Below are 18,156 nucleotides of genomic sequence, written 5' to 3' on the forward strand. Positions count from 1 at the left end.
ACCCACAAAAACCCAGTACTTAGCCTATCGTCGGGCACTGGACTGGTACAAATACTATGATAAAAGCGGTGACGTCGATACGCTGCCGTATTGGCCTCGAAATTGCTCAAGTCGAGCCGCGCCCCAGTGGACCATGAGTTGACTGAGGCGATCCGCAGATCAGCTCACACATAAAAGGTTTTTTATGAAGCAGGAAGCAAATCCTCTTCGTCAGAGCATTTTGTCGCTCGTTGAGGAATACGCCGAGCAGGCTTTTGCCGCGCGCGAATTCTCCCCCGGCAATTCGGTGATCCCTCCGGCCGGCAAGGTCATTGGCGCCAAGGAAATCCGGTTTATGGTCGATGCCTGCCTGGACGGCTGGCTGACGACCGGCCGGTTCAACGCCGAATTCGAAGCCAGGCTCGCCGGCTATATCGGTCGCCAGCATGCGCTGACCACGGTATCCGGATCTTCGGCGAACCTGCTGGCGATGACGTCGCTGACATCTCCGAAACTGCGCGATCGCCAGATCAAGCCGGGCGACGAAGTGATCACTGTCGCCGCAGGATTCCCGACGACCGTCAACCCGACGATACAGAACGGGCTGATCCCCGTGTTCGTCGACGTCGACATCCCGACCTACAACATCGACGTCTCGCGCGTCGAAGCCGCGATTTCCGATCGGACGCGCGCCATCATGATCGCGCATACGCTCGGCAATCCGTTCAACCTCAGTGCGATCACCGCGATCGCCAAGAAGCACAATCTCTGGCTCGTCGAGGACTGCTGTGACGCGCTGGGATCGCGCTACGACGGCAAGATGTGCGGCACGTTCGGCGACATCGGCACGGTCAGCTTCTATCCGGCCCACCACATCACGATGGGCGAGGGCGGCGCGGTCTACACGGACGACGAATATCTGCGCAAGATCATCATGTCGATCCGCGACTGGGGACGTGACTGCTATTGCGAGCCGGGCTGCGACAACACCTGCGGCCGTCGCTTCAAGTGGAAACTCGGCGATCTCCCTGCGGGATACGACCACAAATATACCTATTCGCATGTCGGCTATAATATGAAGATCACCGACATGCAGGCGGCGTGCGCGCTGGCGCAGATGGACCGGCTCGACTTCTTCGTGCAGAAGCGCAAGGACAATTTCGCCTTCCTCAAGACGCATCTGAAGTCGCTTGAGGATCTGCTGATCTTGCCCGAAGCGACGCCGAACAGCGATCCCTCATGGTTTGGTTTCCCGATCACGCTGCGCGAGGGATTGAGCAAGAGCCGCAAGGACCTGCAGGAGTATCTCGAGAGCCACAAGATCGGCTCGCGCCTGCTGTTCGCCGGCAACCTCATCCGGCAGCCGTATTTCAAGGACCTGAACTACCGCGTCGTTGGTGATCTCACCAATACCGACATCATCATGGAGCGCACCTTCTGGCTCGGCGTGTTCCCCGCGCTGGACGAACCGCATTTGAGCTTCGTCGTCGAGAAGCTGCACGCCTTCTTCGATCGTAAGGTCGGTTAGTCACCGGTCTGTTTCGACATAACTTACCCAACAAAAAGGCCGCCAACTCTGGCGGCCTTTTCTTTAATCTGAGTGCGATGGCAAGTTGAGCGTCAACCTTCGTAGACGGCGAAAGCGCAGTACGGCTGATGCGCGTAACGCTGCAGGCGCAGCTTGTTGAGGCCGAGTACCTCCATGACGGCGGTCGTCTCGCCGGGGAAGTGCCTGCAGTTGAGCTCGTCGAATACCAGCAGCGAGCCCTTTGTCAGGCGGGGCAGGATGGTTTCAAGCGCGAACTTGGTCGGCGCGTAGATATCCATATCGAAGATGGCCATCGAAATGATCGCGTGCGGATTGGCTTTGGTCCAGACCGGCAGCGTGTTGTTCACATCGCCCTTGATCAGCTCGAACTTCTTGATGTGCGAAACCGGCGAAAAGGATTCGTGCAGCGTGAGAAGCTCATCGAGCTGCGTCTCATAGCCCTTGCTCGTCGAATAGTCGCCGCTCTCGGAAAAGCCGCCGTCCTTCGCATCGACGCCGGGGAAGCCCTCGAAGGTGTCGAAGCCGAAGATGGTGCGCGAATGATTGAACGGCTCGTACATGCCGCGAAGGTTGATGAGCTGCGAGATCGTGGCGCCCCAATGCACGCCGAACTCACAGATCACGCCCGGCACGTCCAGGATCTTCTTGTACAGCATGTCCTGATACAGCAAGCGCGAGAGCACCTGGCGCTTCAGAAATACCGTGGAGTGATAGTTCCACTGCGACCCGAAGCCGCCGCTCGCATAGCGCTCCTTGGCGAATGCGTTGAGCCGGCTATCCGCCTCGGACTCGCCGCCGGGTCGCTGCGTAAACTCTCCCTCGACCTTGTTGAGCGAAGTCGTCATGTTTGATGTCTTTCGGTTCGAGGACGTTGACGGTGCAAATTAACAAGGGGCGATAATCCGGCGATTTATTTTATCAGCATGTTCTCAGCAAGTTCCTCACGGCTCAGGAACGGCGCCATGTCTTCCAGTTCCGGAGACACGATCGTTCCGTCTGGCATCTGCTTGGAGCTGAGCTTCGGCGCAAATGGCTGGTTTTCGTCGAGGATGACTTCACACACCGCCGGGCCATTCGCGGCGAGCGTCGCCTGGATCGAGGAGGCAAGGTCGTCATGCCGGTTACAGCGCACGTAAGGCAATCCGAATGCCTTCATCAGCGGTTCGAAGTTCGGAAACTGCACGCCGCTCTTCGGGCCGGCACCAATCTCGTCGCCCTTGAAGAAGTTGCGCTGAGTCTGAAAGATTGAAACGTAGCCGCTGTTGTTGAGCAGGAAGATCTTGATCGGCATTTGGTTGCTGACGATGGTCTGCAATTCCTGCAGGTTCATCATGATGCTGCCGTCGCCCGCGAGGCAGATGATCGGCTGATCGCCAGACGCCTTGCAAGCCCCGATCGCCGCCGGCAGATCGTATCCCATGCTGGCAGCGCCGGAATTCGACCACAGCCGCTGGCCTGGCTTGAGCTTGCTGGCCTGGAAGCTGGTAATGCAGGCGGTCGCATTGGCGGCAACGACGATGCGCCCCTCCGGAAGGTTGTCGAACAGGCTGTCCATGAAGCAGTAGGGATTGACGACCTTGTTGGTCCAATACTCTTCGAGCACCACCGGAAACCGCGTCTTGCGTTCGACCGCCCATGCCAGCCAGGATTTGTGGCCGTCGGTCGCGCCGGGGTAGGGGCGGGCGGCGAGGGCAGGGATCAGGTCCTTGAGATCGGCGACGACAGGCATATCGGCCTGGATATTGGGACGTGCCAGTTCAAGCCCATCGACATCGACCCAGATCTTGAAGGCCTGGCGCGCGAAGGATTTCCAGTTGTAGCTGATCTGGCGGATATTGAGCCGCGTTCCCAGAATGAGCAGGCAGTCGGAATTCTGGGCGACGAAGTTGCCGGCGCGATCGCCAATTGTCCCGGGACGGCCGGCGTGGCAGGGGTGTTCGTTCCAGATCGTGTCGTGGGCATTGAAGCCGGTCACGACGGGAATGCCGAGCTTGTCGACCAGCTTCAGAAACGCGGCCTGCTGGCCGCTGAGATTGATGCCGTTGCCGGCATAGATCACCGGTCGTTCGGCCTTTGCCAGCCGGTCGAGAATGATATCGCAGTCCGCGGTGAGGTCGCGCCCCTTCCAGGGCTCGTTGAGTTCGGCTGGATCGAAGCCGGCGAGCGCGTCCGGGTCGATGCGCGCGGCCTGGATGTCGAGCGGGATATCCAGCCAGCATGGGCCGGGACGGCCGGTCTTGGCCAGATACAGCGCTTTCTCGAGATGATAGCGAATGGTGGTGGGGTCGGTGAGCATCACGCTGTATTTGGTGATGGGGCGAATCATCTTCTCGATATCGAGTTCCTGATCGCCGTACTGGCGCAGCGGCATGCCGGTGCTCTGCACGGTCGTTTCCAGTTTGACCTGGCCCGAGAGCACGACGCAACCGATGGAGTCGGCATAGGCGCCGTAGATGCCCGTGATGGCGTTGGTGCCGCCGGGGCCCGACGTCACGTTCACGACTGCAAGCTTGTTATTGACGCGGAAATAGCTCTCGGCTGCCATCGCGCAGGCCTGTTCGTGATGGTTGAACACGCACTCCAGCTCACTGTGGCTGCCGAGCGAGTGGTTCAGATGCATCGCGCCGCCGCCGGTCACCATGAAGACGTGCTGAATGCCTTCATCAACGAGTTTTTGGGCAACCCAGTCGGAAAGCTTGATCGTCATGACGTAATCCAGGTTGGCGTTAAGCGGCGCGGTGGCATTCGTGTACCGGATTACGGCGCTACAGATCGCCGGACCAAAGGGTCCACCGGTGCCATGATGCAAAACGCAGTTGGCTGTTTGTCGGATGAATGTGAGCCCAGCTTTGCAGCGGGCTAACTCACCTGCATTTCAGCCGGGGCCCTGGCCCCGGCTGTCGCTCTCGCGTTCGTTGGGCCTCAGAGGCCGCGGTTGAGGATCAGGCCGCGCAGCGCGACGTTTTCGGCATAGGGCCCGTCGATGTGGTCGATCGTCAGCGGATCCGAAGCCTTCATCGTCGTCGTCAACTTTTCGCCGTTCATCACTTCGCGGCACGACAGCTGGCCCTTCTTCAGCGGCACGGCAAGGAAGAAGTCGCGCTCGAAGCCTTCCTTTGAGAAGACGTAGCCGGGCTCAAGGTCGCGGCGGGCGTAGACGCCGCGCACCAGGGCATCGAGGTACTCGATTTCCTTGCGGGAGATGGTGCGGCGCGACTCGCCGCGGCCGCCGCACATTTCCTTGGCCTTGCTGAACGCCTTGAACCAGGTGTCGCAATGCGCGGGCAGCGAGCAGTACGACGAGACGGCCACGCCTTCATGTTCGATGTCGATGTGACGTTCCCAGCTGCGTGCACCCTTGCCGTAGGAGATCAGCATGGATGACGACCAATCGTGATACTCGTGCGTCGAATATCCGATGACATGGTTGGGATAGCGGCGCTTCAGGTAATCGATCTGATCGAGATCGAGTTCGCTGTCTTCGGAAGGGTACAATGAAACGCAGTGGTTGATTGCGAGCGGGATGTCGCGCTTATCAAAGAAGTGGACCAAGTCGTCGAGGTCCTTCTCGGAAGCGCCGCCGGACGAAGCGATGATGGGACGACGGGTCGATGCCGCTTTTTCGAGGAGTGCCCAATCGTTCATGTCGGAGCTGGCGATCTTGAGGATCGGCAGATCGAATTCAACGCAGAGATCGACCGACGATTCGTCGAATGGCGTCGCCATCGGGATGCAGCCAACCTGACGAATTTCTTCGATCATGCGCGCGAAGTCGGATTTGCTGAGCTCGGTGTCTTCGGTCTTCTTGATGTAACGAAGATCCTGATTACCCTTGAAATCCGGATGAACGAATTCAGCGACATCGCGAAACTGCAGTTTGATCGCAGCCTTGACGTTGTTGTAGCGAACGATGGTCCCGTGATCGCGGATGATCTTGAGGCCGCGATCGAGTTTGCCCCAGTGGTTGTTTGCAAGCTCGAGTACAAACAAATTTTCAAAAAGATCTTTGTCTTTCTGGCTGATCATACTGACGTCTCCAAAAATCTGTAAGGATATTGAGCGACCACCCGGGGGGCCTCGCTTTGATTTTTACCAATCCATCGCGCGCTGAGCGGCGAAAGTATTTCTAGCCGGCCGCAGTCTGGAAAATCTGGATTTGGCCGAGGGTCTTCGCATACATGTCGTCACCCTGTAAAGCGCATTTGTGCCAATCGGTTATCATATGCAATGCTTGATTCAGGCTCCATTTTGGCTGCCAATTCAGCAGCATGCGGGACTTGGAACAATCGAGTTTCAGGTAGTGCGCTTCGTGCGGTTGACCCTCTGCCGTATCGAGTTGCCAGGAGGCTCCATCGCCCCACATCGTGGTCAGTTGTTCAACGATCCACTGCACCGGACGGGCGTCTGATTCTGCCGGACCAAAATTCCATCCCTCTGCAAATGCCGGCCCGTGCGTGTGCAATTTTTCCGCCAGGGCGAGATAGCCGCTGAGCGGTTCCAGCACATGTTGCCAGGGACGAATGGCATGCGGATTTCGGATCGCGACCGGTCGACCTGCTTCAATCGCGCGCATCATGTCCGGGATCAGTCGGTCCGCAGCCCAGTCGCCGCCGCCGATCACATTTCCCGCGCGTGCGCTGGCCAATGCGATTCCGTGGGTGGCGTAATTTTCCTCGTTAAAGAACGAGCGTCGATAGGCGGCGGTGACGAGTTCGGCGCAGCCCTTGCTGCTGCTGTAAGGATCGTGTCCGCCCATCGGCTCGCTCTCGCGATATCCCCAGAGCCATTCCTTGTTTTCGTAACATTTGTCGCTGGTCACATTGACGACGGCGCGAATGCCGGGCGACTTGCGCACGGCTTCGAACAGATGCACGAGGCCCATGACGTTGGTGGCGTAGGTTTCTACCGGCTCGTGATAGGACAGCCGTACGATCGGCTGCGCAGCCATGTGAATGACGATTTCGGGGCGGGCGCTGACCAGCGCCTCCTGCAGCGTCCTGGCGTCGCGAATATCGCCGATGATCGACGTCATTCCGTTCGCGACCTGAGCGACCTCGAACAAGCTCGGGTGGCTCGGCGGCGCCAGCGCGAAACCGGTGACGTTCGCGCCGAGATGCTTCAGCCAGATCGAGAGCCAGCTGCCTTTGAATCCCGTATGACCGGTGAGGAAGACGCGCTTGCCTGCCCAGAACGACGGGGAAACCATCACCAGACCTTCCAGGGGGCTTTGCCGGATTGCCACAGTTCTTCGAGGTGGCTCTTGTCGCGAAGCGTGTCCATCGGCTGCCAAAAGCCGGGGTGGAAGTGGGCTTGCAACTGTTTGGTTTGAGCGAGGCTTTCGAGCGGTGTGCGCTCCCACAAGGTTTCATCGCCTTCGATTAGGTCGAGCACCTTCGGTGACAGAACGAAGAAGCCGCCATTGATCCAGCCGCCGTCCCCGGTCGGTTTCTCCAGGAAGGAAGTGACGGCATGATCATTCAACTGCAATGCGCCAAAGCGCCCGGGCGGTTGCGTCGCCGTCATGGTCGCCAGCTTGCCGTGGCTGCGGTGGAAAGCGATCAGCTCGGTGATGTTGACCGATCCGACGCCGTCGCCATACGTCATGCAAAAGTCGCCGTCGATATATTCACGGACTCGCTTGAGGCGTCCACCGGTCTGCGTGGCTTCCCCGGTATCGACAAGGGTGACACGCCAGGGTTCGGTCTTCTTCCGATGGACCTCCATGGTGTTGTTTTCCATGTCGATGGTCACGTCAGACATATGCAGGGAATAATTCGCGAAATATTCCTTGATCATATAGCCCTTGTAGCCGCAGCAGATCACGAAATCGCGCAACCCATGCGCGAGGTATATTTTCATGATGTGCCAGAGCACGGGACGGCCACCGATCTCGATCATCGGCTTGGGGCGAAGAGCAGATTCCTCGGAAATGCGTGTTCCGAGGCCGCCAGCAAGAATTACGACCTTCATTTGAAACAATCTATCCAATGACCTGTCGCCTTTCTTAATCTGCCGATCACGCGACTGCAACAACTACTAGTAGTTGATGTGTCCGGGATCGGGGCAATTGCGGGGGCGGCGGTTTGCCAGTCAGCGGCTCACGGACGGTAATGCGTCAAACACCGTATATAGGATAGTGATCCTTAAAAATGACCGGCTTAGGTTCCGATCATACGGCGGCACGGCGGCGTGGCCGGCCGTATTGGCATTCGTGGTCGAACCTGATGCAGGGACTTATGTGGCTTGGCAAGAAACGCCTGTTTTCAAGGCACCGTCTGATATAGAAATTTCTCGCCGGGCCTTGTTTGAAGATGTGAAGATCGCATCGGCGGACGAACACGGTTTTCAACAGGAATGAGCAGCTTATGCCGGCCGAGCAGAAGTCCGAGACAGACGTCGTATTCTTCGATCTCGACGGAACATTGACTGATCCCAAAGTGGGTATCACGCGCTCGATCCAATCCGCGCTCGAACATTTTGACGTTCCGATCCCTTCGGCGGACGATTTGACCTGGTGTATCGGGCCGCCGTTGCATGCCAGCTTTCTCTCCATACTGGGTAGCGAGAGCCGCGCAGCGCGTGCTGTCGAATTGTATCGCGAGCGCTATTCGGATGTAGGGTTGTTCGAGAACGTGCCCTATGAGGGGGTCGTGGAAATGCTCGCAGAAATCGTGGGATCGCAGCGGCGTCTATTTGTGGCGACCAGCAAGCCGTGGCCATTTGCCGATCGAATTATCGAACGCTTTGGCCTGCGCGATTACTTTGGGCGCGTGTTTGGCGCGGAGCTTGACGGAACCCGTTCCGACAAGGGGGAACTTCTCCGTTATGCCTTGAAGGAGACATCCGTCGATCCGACAACAGCGGTCATGATCGGCGATCGCAAGCATGATATCATTGGTGCGGCAAAGAATGGCATGGCGGCGGTCGGGGTGCTCTACGGATATGGCAGCCGTGAGGAACTGTCGGAGGCCGGTGCGACGCGCCTTTGCAAGTCACCAAAAGATATCGCTGATTTGATTACTCAGCGTGAGGCCGCCTGACGGCTTCCCTCAAATGCACTCTGCTCGATACGTTGTCGATGATGAAAACTGCGCTTTGCTGGTAACGGTGAACGCCGATTGTGCGCGAAAGAGTCCAGGGCGTCGTGATGAATAATACAGGCAATCCACCGCAAGATGATGCTGCGCGCGAGCATGATGTCGTCCACGCGCTGAAATCCAGGCTCATTACCCACGCCCTCCCGCTGTGGTCTACCGAAGGCTGGGATTCGGCGACGGGTGGATTTATAGAGCGGCTCGACCGCGAGGGCCGCGCCGATCGGGCGGCGCCACGCCGCATCCGGGTCCAGGCCCGGCAGATCTATTGTTACGCCAAGGCCGCACACCTCGGCTGGTATCCTGAAGGCGGGGAGATTGCCCGCAAGGGGCTCGATTATCTGCTGGCCAAGGCCAGGAGCCCGGACGGTAGGCCTGGCTTCGTGCACCTGCTGGCGCCCGATGGCACAGTGTTGAGCCCGCTGCGCGACACCTACGACCACGCCTTCGTGCTGCTGGCGCTCGCCGCCTTGTATCAACTCGACAAGGACGCGCAGGTCCGCGCCGAGATCGATTCGCTGATGGCGTTTTTCGATAGCGAATTGCGTTCCCCGGATGGCGGCTACGCGGAGGGCGTGCCGGCCTCGATGCCGCGCCGGCAGAATCCGCAGATGCATGTGTTCGAGGCCCTGATCGCCTGTTTCGATGCGACCCACGACCTGGGGTTTCAGGCCCGCGCCGGCGATCTGTTCGGGCTGTTCATTGCGAGCCTCTATGACGGCAAGAAGCAGGTGCTTGGCGAATATTTCGAGCAGGACTGGTCGCGGATCGAACCGGTCTGCGTCGAGCCCGGCCATCAGGCGGAATGGGTCTGGCTGCTGAAGGGATTTGAGCGCATCACCGGCTGCCCGACGGCGCGTCATCGCGGTGAGTTGCTGGCGTCGGCGCTGCGTTATCGCGATCCTCTCACCGGCTGTCTGGTCGATGAGGGCGATGCTGCGGGCCGTATCCACAAGTCGTCACGCCGGTGCTGGCCGCAGACCGAGATCGCCAAGGCGTGGATCGCGCAGGCCGAGTCCGGCGAGGCCGGGGCCGCGGAAGAGGCCCGCAAGGCGCTGGTGCGATTGCAGACGCATTACCTGTCGCACCCGGTGAAGGGCGGCTGGTACGACCAGTTCGACGCGGACGGCCGCTCGCTGGTCGATACGATTCCGGCGTCGTCATTCTATCATGTGCTGTGCGCGGTCGCCGAGGCCGAGCGGGTGCTTGGCTGATCCATCTCAGCCCGGGAGCAGGTCGTCCGGCGCCGGCGGTTTCTGCCGGAACACGACGAAATGCGACATCGTGAAGTTGACGATGAAGCCCGCCAGGATCGAGACCAGCTTGGCAAAGATCACCGGCATGAAGTTCGACAGCACGACCAGCGTCGTGGTGGTGGCGACGACGCCGAGAACGCCGGATGCGACGAAGCTGAAATAATCCTTCCGCCGCAACACGCGGCCGGATTCGGCGCGGAACGTGATCATGGAGTTCATCACGTAGGAACCGGACACCGCGATCAGCCATGCCAGCACGTTGGAAGGCACCAGCGGCAGCGCTAGCACCGTATAGGCGAAACTGAAGATCGCCAGATCGATGAGGGTGTTGCCGACGCCGATCACGCCGAAGCTGATCATTTTCGCGACCATCGGCCGCGCCAGCCAGGTGTCGATGATGGGTGGCAAAATCAATTTCATAGCGAGTGCCGTACTTTCGAGCAGGGCCGCTCCTTAGCAGGATCACCCGGGCGAGTCCGGCTTTTTCTGACCAGCGTGTTTTCGAGCGGCGTGATTTCGGTTCGCGTCAAGAAAACGCGTCGAAAACAAGAGGCTCAGGCGCCGCGTTCGTCGGCGATCACCTTGCCGTCATTGGGCAGGCTGCCGGCGGCCACCAGTTCGACGGTTCCGCCGAGCTTGCTGACCGCGCGCAGGGTGGCCGCAACCGCGTCCTGCAACCCTGCGTCGGCGCTGGCGGCCTCGGCCTTCAGAATCATCGCGTCGTTCTCACCGTCGCGCGAGACCACGAGGCGGAGTCGGCCGAGTTCCGGATGCCGCTGGCCGATTTCCGCCACCTGTTCCGGCCGCACGAACATGCCCTTGACCTTGGTGGCCTGGTCGGCGCGTCCCATCCAGCCCTTGATGCGCATGTTGCTGCGGCCGCAGGGGCTCTGGCCGGGCAGGGTGGCGGAGAGGTCGCCCAGCGCCAGCCTGATCCACGGGTGATGCGGATCCAGTGAAGTCACCACGATCTCGCCGACATCGCCCTCGGGCACCGGATCGCCGGTGCCGGGCCGGACGATTTCCACGATCAGGTCCTCGTTGACGATCAGCCCGTCGCGCGCGGCGCTCTCATAGGCGATGAAACCGAGATCGGCGGTGGCGAAGGCCTGATAGGCATCGACGCCACGCGATTTGATCTCGTCCTGCAGCGATTTCGGGAACGCGGCGCCCGACACCACCGCGCGCTTGATCGAGGACATGTCGCGTTTGGCGGCCTTGCCTGCGTCGAGCAGGATCTTCAGGAAATCCGGCGTGCCGGCATAGGCGACCGGGCGATAGGCCTCGATCAGCTCAAGCTGCTGCTCGACATTGCCGGGGCCGGCCGGGATGACCGCGCAGCCAAGCGCACGCGCCGCCGAGTCGAAGATGAAGCCGCCGGGCGTCAGGTGATAGCTGAAGGTGTTCAGCACCACGTCGCCGGCCTGCAATCCCGCCGCATGCAGCGCGCGCGCGCCGCGCCACGGATCGGGATGCTTCGCTTCCGGCTCGAAGATCGGGCCGGGCGAGGTGAACAGCCGGCCGAACGAGCCGGCGGGGCCGCTGACGAAGCCGCCGAACGGCGGCCTGGCCTTGTGCAACGCGGACAATTCGGATTTGCGCAGCAGCGGCAGCCTGGCCAGCGCCGCGCGGTTGATCACCGTGGCGGGGGTGATGCCCTTGAGGTGTTGCGCGTAGCCCGGCGCCGCCATCGCATGGCGCAGGATGTCCGGCAGCCGCGAGAACAGGTTGGCGTGGCGGTGCGACGGATCGGAGTTTTCCAGAGTGTCGAAATGGCGCATGTCAGTGTTCCCTGACTTGAGTTTGTCACGGCCGGTGAGATTATCCTACAGCCATCGCTTGCGCCGCTTGAAGCTCTTCAAATTCTTGAAACTCTTGCGCTGGTCCCCGGCGCCGCCGAGGTAGAACTCCTTGACGTCCTCATTGTCGCGCAACTCGTCGGCGGTTCCGTCGAGCACCACCTTGCCCTGTTCCATGATGTAACCGTGGCTCGCCACCGACAAAGCCGCGCGCGCATTCTGCTCGACCAGCAGGATGGTGACGCCGAGGTCGCGGTTGATCTTCTGGATGATGGCGAACACTTCCTTCACCAGTAGCGGCGACAGGCCCATCGAGGGTTCGTCCATCAGGATCATCTTCGGTCGCGCCATCAGCGCGCGCCCGATCGCCAGCATCTGCTGCTCGCCGCCGGACAGATAGCCGGCTAGGCCGGTGCGCTCCTTCAGCCGCGGGAAATATTCGTAGACCATCTCGATGTCGCTGCCGATTTCCTTGTCGTGGCGCGTGAAGGCGCCGAGCCGCAGATTTTCCAGCGAGGTCATGTCGGAGACGATGCGGCGGCCCTCCATCACCTGGAAGATACCGCGCCGCACGATCTTGTCGGGATCGATGCCGTTGATACGCTCATCGTTGAAGATGATCTCGCCTCGCGTGACCTCGCCGTCTTCGGTTTTCAGCAGGCCGGAGATCGCCTTCAGCGTCGTCGACTTGCCGGCGCCATTGGCGCCGAGCAATGCCACGATCGCGCCCTTCGGCACCTCCATGCTCAAGCCGCGCAGCACCAGAATGACGTCGTCATAGACGACCTCAATGTTGCGCACGGAGAGCAGCGGGGCTGTGGTCGCTGCCGGTGTCGATGTTTCGAGGACGTCAGTCATGTCTTGCTCCGACAAAGTCCCAATCTCCGTCATGCCCGGCCTTGTGCCGGGTATCCACGTCTTGACGCACAGAAAGGCGTGGATGGCCGGGACAAGCCCGGCCATGACGGTGTGTGTGAACTACCAGCCGTGCCATTCCGGTTTGCGCGGCAGGTCCACCGTCTTCACCTTCTCCAGCTTGACGGTGCCCTTGGCCATCAGGTCGTTGAGATCGCCATCGGTCGGGCCTGATACTCTCGAGCGGTACAGGTCGACCTTGGTGGTCGGGCGGTGGTCCTTGTCGGTCCAGGTTGAGGGATTGCAGACGCCTTCCATCCCGGCCGGCACCCAGTCTTTCTTCTGGTAGAAGCCCTTGGCGACGTTCTCGCCGGTGGCGCCGCCGTTCTTGGCGGCCCATTCCAGCGCTTCGCGCATATACAATGCGGTGCAGACCGCAGCGACGTAATGCACCGGGCGATACACCTTGCCGGATGGGTCCGACATCTTGGAGATTTCCATCACTGTCTTCATGCCCGGCGCGTTGCCGCCCCAACTCACTGCGGTGCGCAGCGGGAAGATGACGCCGTCGGCGGCGTCGCCTGCGGCCTTCGCGGCGTTCTCGTCCATGCCCCAGACGTTGCTCATGAACTGGATATCGACGCCGGCCGTTTTGCACGCCTTCATCACCGAGATGTTGGAGGCTGCGGTATTGCCGAGATAGGCGTAGTTGGCGCCGGCAGCCTTCAGGCTAAGGCACTGCGCGGAGTAGTCGCCCGGCGCCAGCGCGAACACCAGCGCCGGCAGCACCTCGAAGCCGAGTTCGGCGGCGAGCGCTTCGCCCGCGGCCTTCGGCGCGTTGGGGTAGGGATGGTTCGCGCCCATGTGGACATATTTCGGCTTGCCGGGTTTTCCCTTGGCCTTCCAGTCGTCCGCCGCCCAGGTCAGTTCGGCGCGCAGCGCGTCCGAGTAGCTCGGCCCATAGAAGAAATTATACGGCGCGGGTTTGGCCTTGCCGCCGGCGCCGGTCGGATCGGTCAGCGCCGCGGAATAGGAGCCGGAAATATCCGGGATCTTGTCGGCGGCGAGGAAACCGGTGAGCGCTTCGGTATCGGCCGTGCCCCAGCCCAAGATCGCCGCGACCTTGTCGGCGCCCGACCACTTCTTGTACAGCGCAATCGCGCGCGGCACCTGGTAGCCGTAATCGACGGTGTCGATATTGACCTGCTTGCCGGCGATGCCGCCGTTCTTGTTGATCCAGGCGTAGGTGTCCGCGACGCCCTGGCCGTAGGGCGTGCCGACATCCGAGGTGCCGCCGGAATAATCGGCGAGATGTCCCAGCGCGATTTGCGCCTGCGCGCTGGCGCTCGCGCCTGCGAGCAACAGAACCATGGATGCCGTGCCTAAAAGCGATTTCATCGTCATGAGCATTCTCCCGGTGGTTTTTTGTTGGTGCCTCAGTCTATCCAGTCCCGTTTCAAGCTCAATGCGAAAACGGGTACAATTTCCAGTAGGTCTTGATCTGCCGCCAGCGGTGCGCGAGCCCGTCCGGCTCGAAGATCAGGAAGGCGATGATGATCAGCCCGATCGCGATCTCGCGCAAAAACGTGATGTTGTTGTTGAGCTGCAATGCGCGGTCGATCGCGCTGCCTTTCAACCCGGCTGATATCCACTCCATGGATTCCGGCAACAACACCACGAAGGCGGTGCCCATCAAGGTTCCCATGATCGAGCCGGTGCCGCCGATGATCACCATCGCCAGAAACAGGATCGAGCGCTCGATGCCGAAGCCTTCGTTGGAGACGACGAGCTGGTAGTGCGCATAGAGCGCACCGGCGATGCCCGCGAAGAACGCCGCAAGCCCGAACGACAGCGTGCGGTATTTGGTGAGGTTGATGCCCATGATCTCGGCAGAGAGATAATGGTCGCGGATCGCCACCAGTGCGCGGCCGTCGCGCGAGCGCATCAGATTGGTGACCAGCAGGTAGCTCGCCACCAGATAGGCCAGCACGACGTAGAAATACTGCCGGTCGCCGTGCAAGGTATAGCCGAAGATCGAGAACGGATTGGCCATCGCCGGCACCGAGCCGCCGGAAAACCAGTCGGCGCGAGAGAAAAAATCCAGCAGGATATATTGCGCAGCCAGTGTGGCGATAACGAGATACAGCCCCTTCAGCCGCGCCGCCGGCAGGCCGAAGATCAGCCCGATGATCGCGGTGACGATTCCGGCCAGCGGAATCGAGAAGAACACCGGCACCGGAAATTTGTTTGAGATAAAGGCGGATGTGAAGGCACCGAGCAGGAAGAACGCGGCGTGACCGATCGAGATCTGGCCGGTGAAGCCGACCAGAATGTTCAACCCGAGCGCTGCGATACCGTAGATGCCGATCTGGATCAGCACGCTGAGCCAGTATTCGCTGAACAGAAGCGGGGCAAAGCAGATCGCGATCACGCCAAGGATCGCCGCGTTGCGGCTCGCTTTGGTCGGGAAGATCGTGGTGTCGACCGCGTACGAGGTACGGAAGTCGCCGGCGGGAATGAGTGACGGGCTTGCCATGAGAAATTACACCCGCTCGATGTCTTTGGTGCCGAACAGGCCGTAAGGCTTGATCATCAGGATGATGATGAGCACGTAGAAAGGCGCGATCTCGTAGAGATTTCCCCAGTGGAGATATTCACTGTCGACGAATTGCGCGACATTCTCCAGCACCCCGATGATGATGCCGCCGATCACCGCGCCGCCGACCGAGTCGAGTCCGCCGAGGATCGCCGCCGGAAACACCTTGATGCCGTAGATCGACAGACCCGACGACACGCCGTTGACCACCGCGACGACGACGCCCGCGACGGCCGACACCATCGCCGAGATCGCCCAGGCCATCGCGAACACGGTCTTGACGGAAATGCCGAGCGATTGCGCGACCTGCTGGTTGAACGCGGTGGCGCGCATCGCCAGGCCGTATTTGGAGACGCGGAAGAACCACGCCATGCCGATCATCATCAGGACAGACACCACCAGACTCATCACATAGACGGTCTGGATCTGCAGCCCCGCGAACTGCACGGACTGGCTGGTGAACACCCGTGGGAACGGTTGCGGGCTGACGCCGTAGATCCATTTCAGCGACGCCTGGAACACGGTGGACAAAGCGATGGTCACCATGATCACCGAGATAATCGGCTCGCCGATCATCGGCCGCAGGATGACGATCTGGATCGCGATGCCGAACGCGAACATGAAGATCAGCGTCATCGGCATGCCCAGCCAGAACGGTACCTGGTATTTGGTGAGCAGCGTCCAGCACACCCAGGCGCCGATCAGCAGCAATTCGCCTTGCGCGAAATTGACGACCTGGGTGGCCTTGTAGATCAGCACAAACGACATCGCGACCACGCCATACAGCGTGCCGACCACGAGGCCATTGACGAGGAGCTGGAGGAGGAGCTGCGTGTTCATGTGGCAACTCGGATGGCGCTACGATCTGGATGCAGTTGAATGCGCTGGGCTCGCTCCACGTCATGCCTGGCCCCGTGCCGGGCATCCACGTCTTGAACGCAGCGAAGGCGTGGATGGCCGGGACAAGCCCGGCCATAACGGCGTTTCTGTCGCGACGGTCGTTTCATTCCGTCGCCTCCATTGCCGCGTCGCGCGCGAGGTCGATCACCAGCAGGGTGGTGCGGATGCGCTGGGTGGTGCCGTCCTGGAAGCGGATGACGGTGTCGACGGGGATGTCGCGGGCGCCGCCGTAGATGCCGTCGATGATATCGGCGTATTTCTCGTTGATGACGCTGCGGCGGACTTTTCGCGTCCGCGTCAGTTCGCCGTCGTCGGCATCGAGCTCCTTGTAGAGCAGCAGGAATTTCGAGATGCGCTGCGCCGGCGGCAGCGTGGCGTTGACGGCCTCGACCTCCTTGCGCAGCAGGGCATAAACTTCGGGACGCGAGGAGAGATCGGTATAGGTCGTAAACGAGATGCGCTTTTTCTCCGCCCATTTCGAAACGATCGAAAACCGGATGCAGATCATCGCCGCCAGCGCGTCGCGGCCGGCGCCGAGCACCACGGTCTCGGCGATATAGGGTGAGAATTTCAGCTTGTTCTCGATATATTGCGGCGAGAAGCGTTCGCCGCGCGCGGTCTCCGCCAGATCCTTGATGCGGTCGATCACGACAAGCTGCTTGTTGGCGTTGAAATAGCCGGCGTCGCCGGACTGCATCCAGCCGTCCTTGATGTCGGCGGCAGACGCTTCCGGGCTCTTGTAGTAGCCGAGGAACATGTTGGGGTGGCGCACCACGATCTCGCCGACGCCGTGGATGTCCGGATTGTCGATGCGGATTTCGATGTCGTCGGCCATCGCCACGCCGGTGGTGTCGGGATCGACCTCGCCGATCGGATGCAGCGTGTAGGCACCGAGCAACTCGGTTTGGCCGTACAGGGTGCGCAGCGGAACGCCCATGGCCTGGAAGAATTTGAAGGTGTCCGGTCCGAGCGCCGCACCGCCGGTCGCCGCCGAACGCAGCCGTGTAAAGCCGAGCCGGTCGCGCAGCGCGCGGAACAGCAGCTTGTCCGCGATCAGGGAATGCTTGCCCTGCGCCAGCGCGGACAATCCGGTCTTCATGCCGAGTTCATACAAGCTTTGCTTGAGCGGTGACGAATCCATCACCCGCGCCCGCACGTCCGCGGCGATGCCTTCCCACACCCGCGGCGCGAATAGCACGAAGGTCGGCGCGATCTCGCGGAAATCGTTCATCATGGTGTCGGGCTGCTCGACGAAGTTGATCTTCATCCGGCACAGCAGGCCTTTGCCGAGCGCGTAGACCTGTTCCATGATCCACGGCAGCGGCAGCACCGAGACGTATTCGTCATCCGGCCCCTTCGGGTCGAACGCGAGATAGGTCGCGCAATGCCGCAACACCCGTCCCGCGGCGAGCATCGCCAGTTTCGGATTGGCTGTGGTGCCGGAGGTGGTGCAGAGGATCGCAACGTCCTCGCCTTTGGTGGCGTCCACCAGCCCGTCGTAAAGATCGGGCTGGCGTGCGGCGCGGTCGCGCCCTAAGGCTGCGAGTTTGTCGGCTTCCATCAGGCGGGGGTCGTCATATTTCCGCATGCCGCGCGGATCGGAATAGACGATGCGCTTGAGCTGGGGCACGCGATCGGCAAGCGTCAGCAACTTGTCGACCTGCTCTTCGTCCTCGGCGAATACCAGCTTGGCTTCACCATAGCTCAGCAGATAGGCGGCTTCCTCATCCAGTACGTCGCGATAGAGTCCCAGACTCATGGCGCCGATTGCGTGGCTTGCGATTTCGGCCGATACCCAGTCCGGCCGGTTGTCGCCGATGATGCCGATGACGTCGCCGCGGCCGAGGCCGAGCTCAATCATTCCCAGCGCGAAGTCGTGCACCCGGGTCTGATAGTCGTTCCAGGTGAACACGCGCCAGAGCCCGAAATCCTTTTCGCGCAGCGCGATCTCGTTGCCGTGCTCCCTGGCGTTGAGGCGCAGCTGTTGTGGATAGGTGTCGGCCTGGGCGACGCGTCCGGCGTAATCCATCATGCCGCGCACTCCGGGGCGGCGGCGGGCTTGTCGTCGGGATCGACCAGGATTTCGTCCTCTTCGCCGAGATAGGCGCGCTTGACGTGGGGATCGGCG

At 60.9% G+C, this 18,156-nt stretch carries 16 protein-coding genes and 1 pseudogene; 4 read left to right on the forward strand and 13 right to left on the reverse strand.

The window, feature by feature from the left end; all coding sequences use genetic code 11:
* The first annotated feature begins 184 nt into the window (after positions 1–184).
* A complete protein-coding gene (rfbH, locus tag JWQ24_RS20165) occupies positions 185–1,507 on the forward strand; it encodes a lipopolysaccharide biosynthesis protein RfbH (RefSeq protein ID WP_299811904.1) in 1,323 nt (440 codons plus the stop codon).
* Positions 1,508–1,599: 92 nt separating this feature from the next.
* Here the strand turns inward: rfbH and JWQ24_RS20170 are convergent, their stop codons facing one another.
* From JWQ24_RS20170 to rfbF, 5 genes are all read right to left on the reverse strand, one after another.
* Positions 1,600–2,373 carry a TylF/MycF/NovP-related O-methyltransferase gene (locus tag JWQ24_RS20170; protein ID WP_299811906.1) on the reverse strand — a complete coding sequence of 258 codons (774 nt, stop codon included), beginning with the start codon at positions 2,371–2,373 and terminating at the stop codon, positions 1,600–1,602.
* 65 nt (positions 2,374–2,438) lie between these two features.
* Positions 2,439–4,235: a thiamine pyrophosphate-binding protein gene (locus JWQ24_RS20175; protein ID WP_299811907.1), complete on the reverse strand. Its 1,797-nt coding sequence runs from the start codon at positions 4,233–4,235 to the stop codon at positions 2,439–2,441.
* Between the two features lie 215 nt (positions 4,236–4,450).
* Positions 4,451–5,554 (reverse strand): N-acetylneuraminate synthase family protein, encoded by a 1,104-nt coding sequence (locus JWQ24_RS20180; RefSeq protein ID WP_299811909.1) that lies wholly within the window; start codon positions 5,552–5,554, stop codon positions 4,451–4,453.
* Between the two features lie 100 nt (positions 5,555–5,654).
* Positions 5,655–6,734 carry a CDP-glucose 4,6-dehydratase gene (gene rfbG / locus JWQ24_RS20185; protein WP_299811933.1) on the reverse strand — a complete coding sequence of 360 codons (1,080 nt, stop codon included), beginning with the start codon at positions 6,732–6,734 and terminating at the stop codon, positions 5,655–5,657.
* Complete coding sequence (gene rfbF / locus JWQ24_RS20190; RefSeq protein ID WP_299811911.1) at positions 6,734–7,498, reverse strand: glucose-1-phosphate cytidylyltransferase; 765 nt, start codon at positions 7,496–7,498, stop codon at positions 6,734–6,736. The genes rfbG and rfbF overlap by 1 nt, the downstream gene beginning before the upstream one ends.
* 232 nt (positions 7,499–7,730) lie before the next feature.
* Between rfbF and JWQ24_RS20195 the strand changes: the two genes are divergently transcribed.
* The 3 genes from JWQ24_RS20195 (at position 7,731) to JWQ24_RS20205 (ending at position 9,836) form a co-directional block, all read left to right on the forward strand.
* A complete protein-coding gene (locus JWQ24_RS20195) occupies positions 7,731–7,886 on the forward strand; it encodes a hypothetical protein (protein ID WP_299811913.1) in 156 nt (51 codons plus the stop codon).
* 7 nt (positions 7,887–7,893) lie between these two features.
* Positions 7,894–8,568 carry an HAD family hydrolase gene (locus JWQ24_RS20200; RefSeq protein WP_299811915.1) on the forward strand — a complete coding sequence of 225 codons (675 nt, stop codon included), beginning with the start codon at positions 7,894–7,896 and terminating at the stop codon, positions 8,566–8,568.
* Positions 8,569–8,675: 107 nt separating this feature from the next.
* Entirely contained in the window at positions 8,676–9,836 is a 1,161-nt protein-coding gene (locus JWQ24_RS20205; RefSeq protein ID WP_299811917.1) for an AGE family epimerase/isomerase, read from the forward strand.
* Positions 9,837–9,842: 6 nt separating this feature from the next.
* Here the strand turns inward: JWQ24_RS20205 and JWQ24_RS20210 are convergent, their stop codons facing one another.
* The 8 genes and pseudogenes from JWQ24_RS20210 to JWQ24_RS20245 form a co-directional block, all read right to left on the reverse strand.
* Positions 9,843–10,298 (reverse strand): GtrA family protein, encoded by a 456-nt coding sequence (locus JWQ24_RS20210; RefSeq protein WP_299811919.1) that lies wholly within the window; start codon positions 10,296–10,298, stop codon positions 9,843–9,845.
* A 134-nt stretch (positions 10,299–10,432) separates the two neighbouring features.
* The gene (locus JWQ24_RS20215) at positions 10,433–11,659 is read right to left on the reverse strand and encodes an AMP-binding protein (RefSeq protein WP_299811921.1); all 1,227 of its coding nucleotides are present in this window, start codon (positions 11,657–11,659) and stop codon (positions 10,433–10,435) included.
* Between the two features lie 45 nt (positions 11,660–11,704).
* Positions 11,705–12,535 (reverse strand): ABC transporter ATP-binding protein, encoded by an 831-nt coding sequence (locus JWQ24_RS20220; protein ID WP_299811923.1) that lies wholly within the window; start codon positions 12,533–12,535, stop codon positions 11,705–11,707.
* A gap of 120 nt (positions 12,536–12,655) precedes the next feature.
* Positions 12,656–13,936: an ABC transporter substrate-binding protein gene (locus JWQ24_RS20225; RefSeq protein ID WP_299811925.1), complete on the reverse strand. Its 1,281-nt coding sequence runs from the start codon at positions 13,934–13,936 to the stop codon at positions 12,656–12,658.
* A gap of 58 nt (positions 13,937–13,994) precedes the next feature.
* Positions 13,995–15,068 carry a branched-chain amino acid ABC transporter permease gene (locus JWQ24_RS20230; protein ID WP_299811927.1) on the reverse strand — a complete coding sequence of 358 codons (1,074 nt, stop codon included), beginning with the start codon at positions 15,066–15,068 and terminating at the stop codon, positions 13,995–13,997.
* Positions 15,069–15,074: 6 nt separating this feature from the next.
* Complete coding sequence (locus JWQ24_RS20235; RefSeq protein WP_299811929.1) at positions 15,075–15,968, reverse strand: branched-chain amino acid ABC transporter permease; 894 nt, start codon at positions 15,966–15,968, stop codon at positions 15,075–15,077.
* 163 nt (positions 15,969–16,131) lie between these two features.
* The gene (locus JWQ24_RS20240; protein WP_299811931.1) at positions 16,132–18,060 is read right to left on the reverse strand and encodes a long-chain fatty acid--CoA ligase; all 1,929 of its coding nucleotides are present in this window, start codon (positions 18,058–18,060) and stop codon (positions 16,132–16,134) included.
* Positions 18,057–18,156, reverse strand: a pseudogene (locus tag JWQ24_RS20245) (ABC transporter ATP-binding protein); the annotation flags it as partial. The gene JWQ24_RS20240 and the pseudogene JWQ24_RS20245, both read right to left, overlap by 4 nt.

This window comes from Tardiphaga sp., assembly GCF_028290495.1.
Classification (GTDB): domain Bacteria; phylum Pseudomonadota; class Alphaproteobacteria; order Rhizobiales; family Xanthobacteraceae; genus Tardiphaga.

What these genes read in the sequence shown, in the direction of transcription:
- JWQ24_RS20210 (WP_299811919.1), bottom strand. Translation starts at nt 10,298, where the DNA reads ATGAAATTGATTTTGCCACCCATCATCGACACCTGGCTGGCGCGGCCG.
- rfbH (WP_299811904.1), top strand. Translation starts at nt 185, where the DNA reads ATGAAGCAGGAAGCAAATCCTCTTCGTCAGAGCATTTTGTCGCTCGTT.
- JWQ24_RS20205 (WP_299811917.1), top strand. Translation starts at nt 8,676, where the DNA reads ATGAATAATACAGGCAATCCACCGCAAGATGATGCTGCGCGCGAGCAT.
- JWQ24_RS20180 (WP_299811909.1), bottom strand. Translation starts at nt 5,554, where the DNA reads ATGATCAGCCAGAAAGACAAAGATCTTTTTGAAAATTTGTTTGTACTC.
- JWQ24_RS20235 (WP_299811929.1), bottom strand. Translation starts at nt 15,968, where the DNA reads ATGAACACGCAGCTCCTCCTCCAGCTCCTCGTCAATGGCCTCGTGGTC.
- JWQ24_RS20200 (WP_299811915.1), top strand. Translation starts at nt 7,894, where the DNA reads ATGCCGGCCGAGCAGAAGTCCGAGACAGACGTCGTATTCTTCGATCTC.
- rfbG (WP_299811933.1), bottom strand. Translation starts at nt 6,734, where the DNA reads ATGGTTTCCCCGTCGTTCTGGGCAGGCAAGCGCGTCTTCCTCACCGGT.
- JWQ24_RS20170 (WP_299811906.1), bottom strand. Translation starts at nt 2,373, where the DNA reads ATGACGACTTCGCTCAACAAGGTCGAGGGAGAGTTTACGCAGCGACCC.
- JWQ24_RS20240 (WP_299811931.1), bottom strand. Translation starts at nt 18,060, where the DNA reads ATGATGGATTACGCCGGACGCGTCGCCCAGGCCGACACCTATCCACAA.
- rfbF (WP_299811911.1), bottom strand. Translation starts at nt 7,498, where the DNA reads ATGAAGGTCGTAATTCTTGCTGGCGGCCTCGGAACACGCATTTCCGAG.
- JWQ24_RS20225 (WP_299811925.1), bottom strand. Translation starts at nt 13,936, where the DNA reads ATGACGATGAAATCGCTTTTAGGCACGGCATCCATGGTTCTGTTGCTC.
- JWQ24_RS20215 (WP_299811921.1), bottom strand. Translation starts at nt 11,659, where the DNA reads ATGCGCCATTTCGACACTCTGGAAAACTCCGATCCGTCGCACCGCCAC.
- JWQ24_RS20175 (WP_299811907.1), bottom strand. Translation starts at nt 4,235, where the DNA reads ATGACGATCAAGCTTTCCGACTGGGTTGCCCAAAAACTCGTTGATGAA.
- JWQ24_RS20220 (WP_299811923.1), bottom strand. Translation starts at nt 12,535, where the DNA reads ATGACTGACGTCCTCGAAACATCGACACCGGCAGCGACCACAGCCCCG.
- JWQ24_RS20230 (WP_299811927.1), bottom strand. Translation starts at nt 15,068, where the DNA reads ATGGCAAGCCCGTCACTCATTCCCGCCGGCGACTTCCGTACCTCGTAC.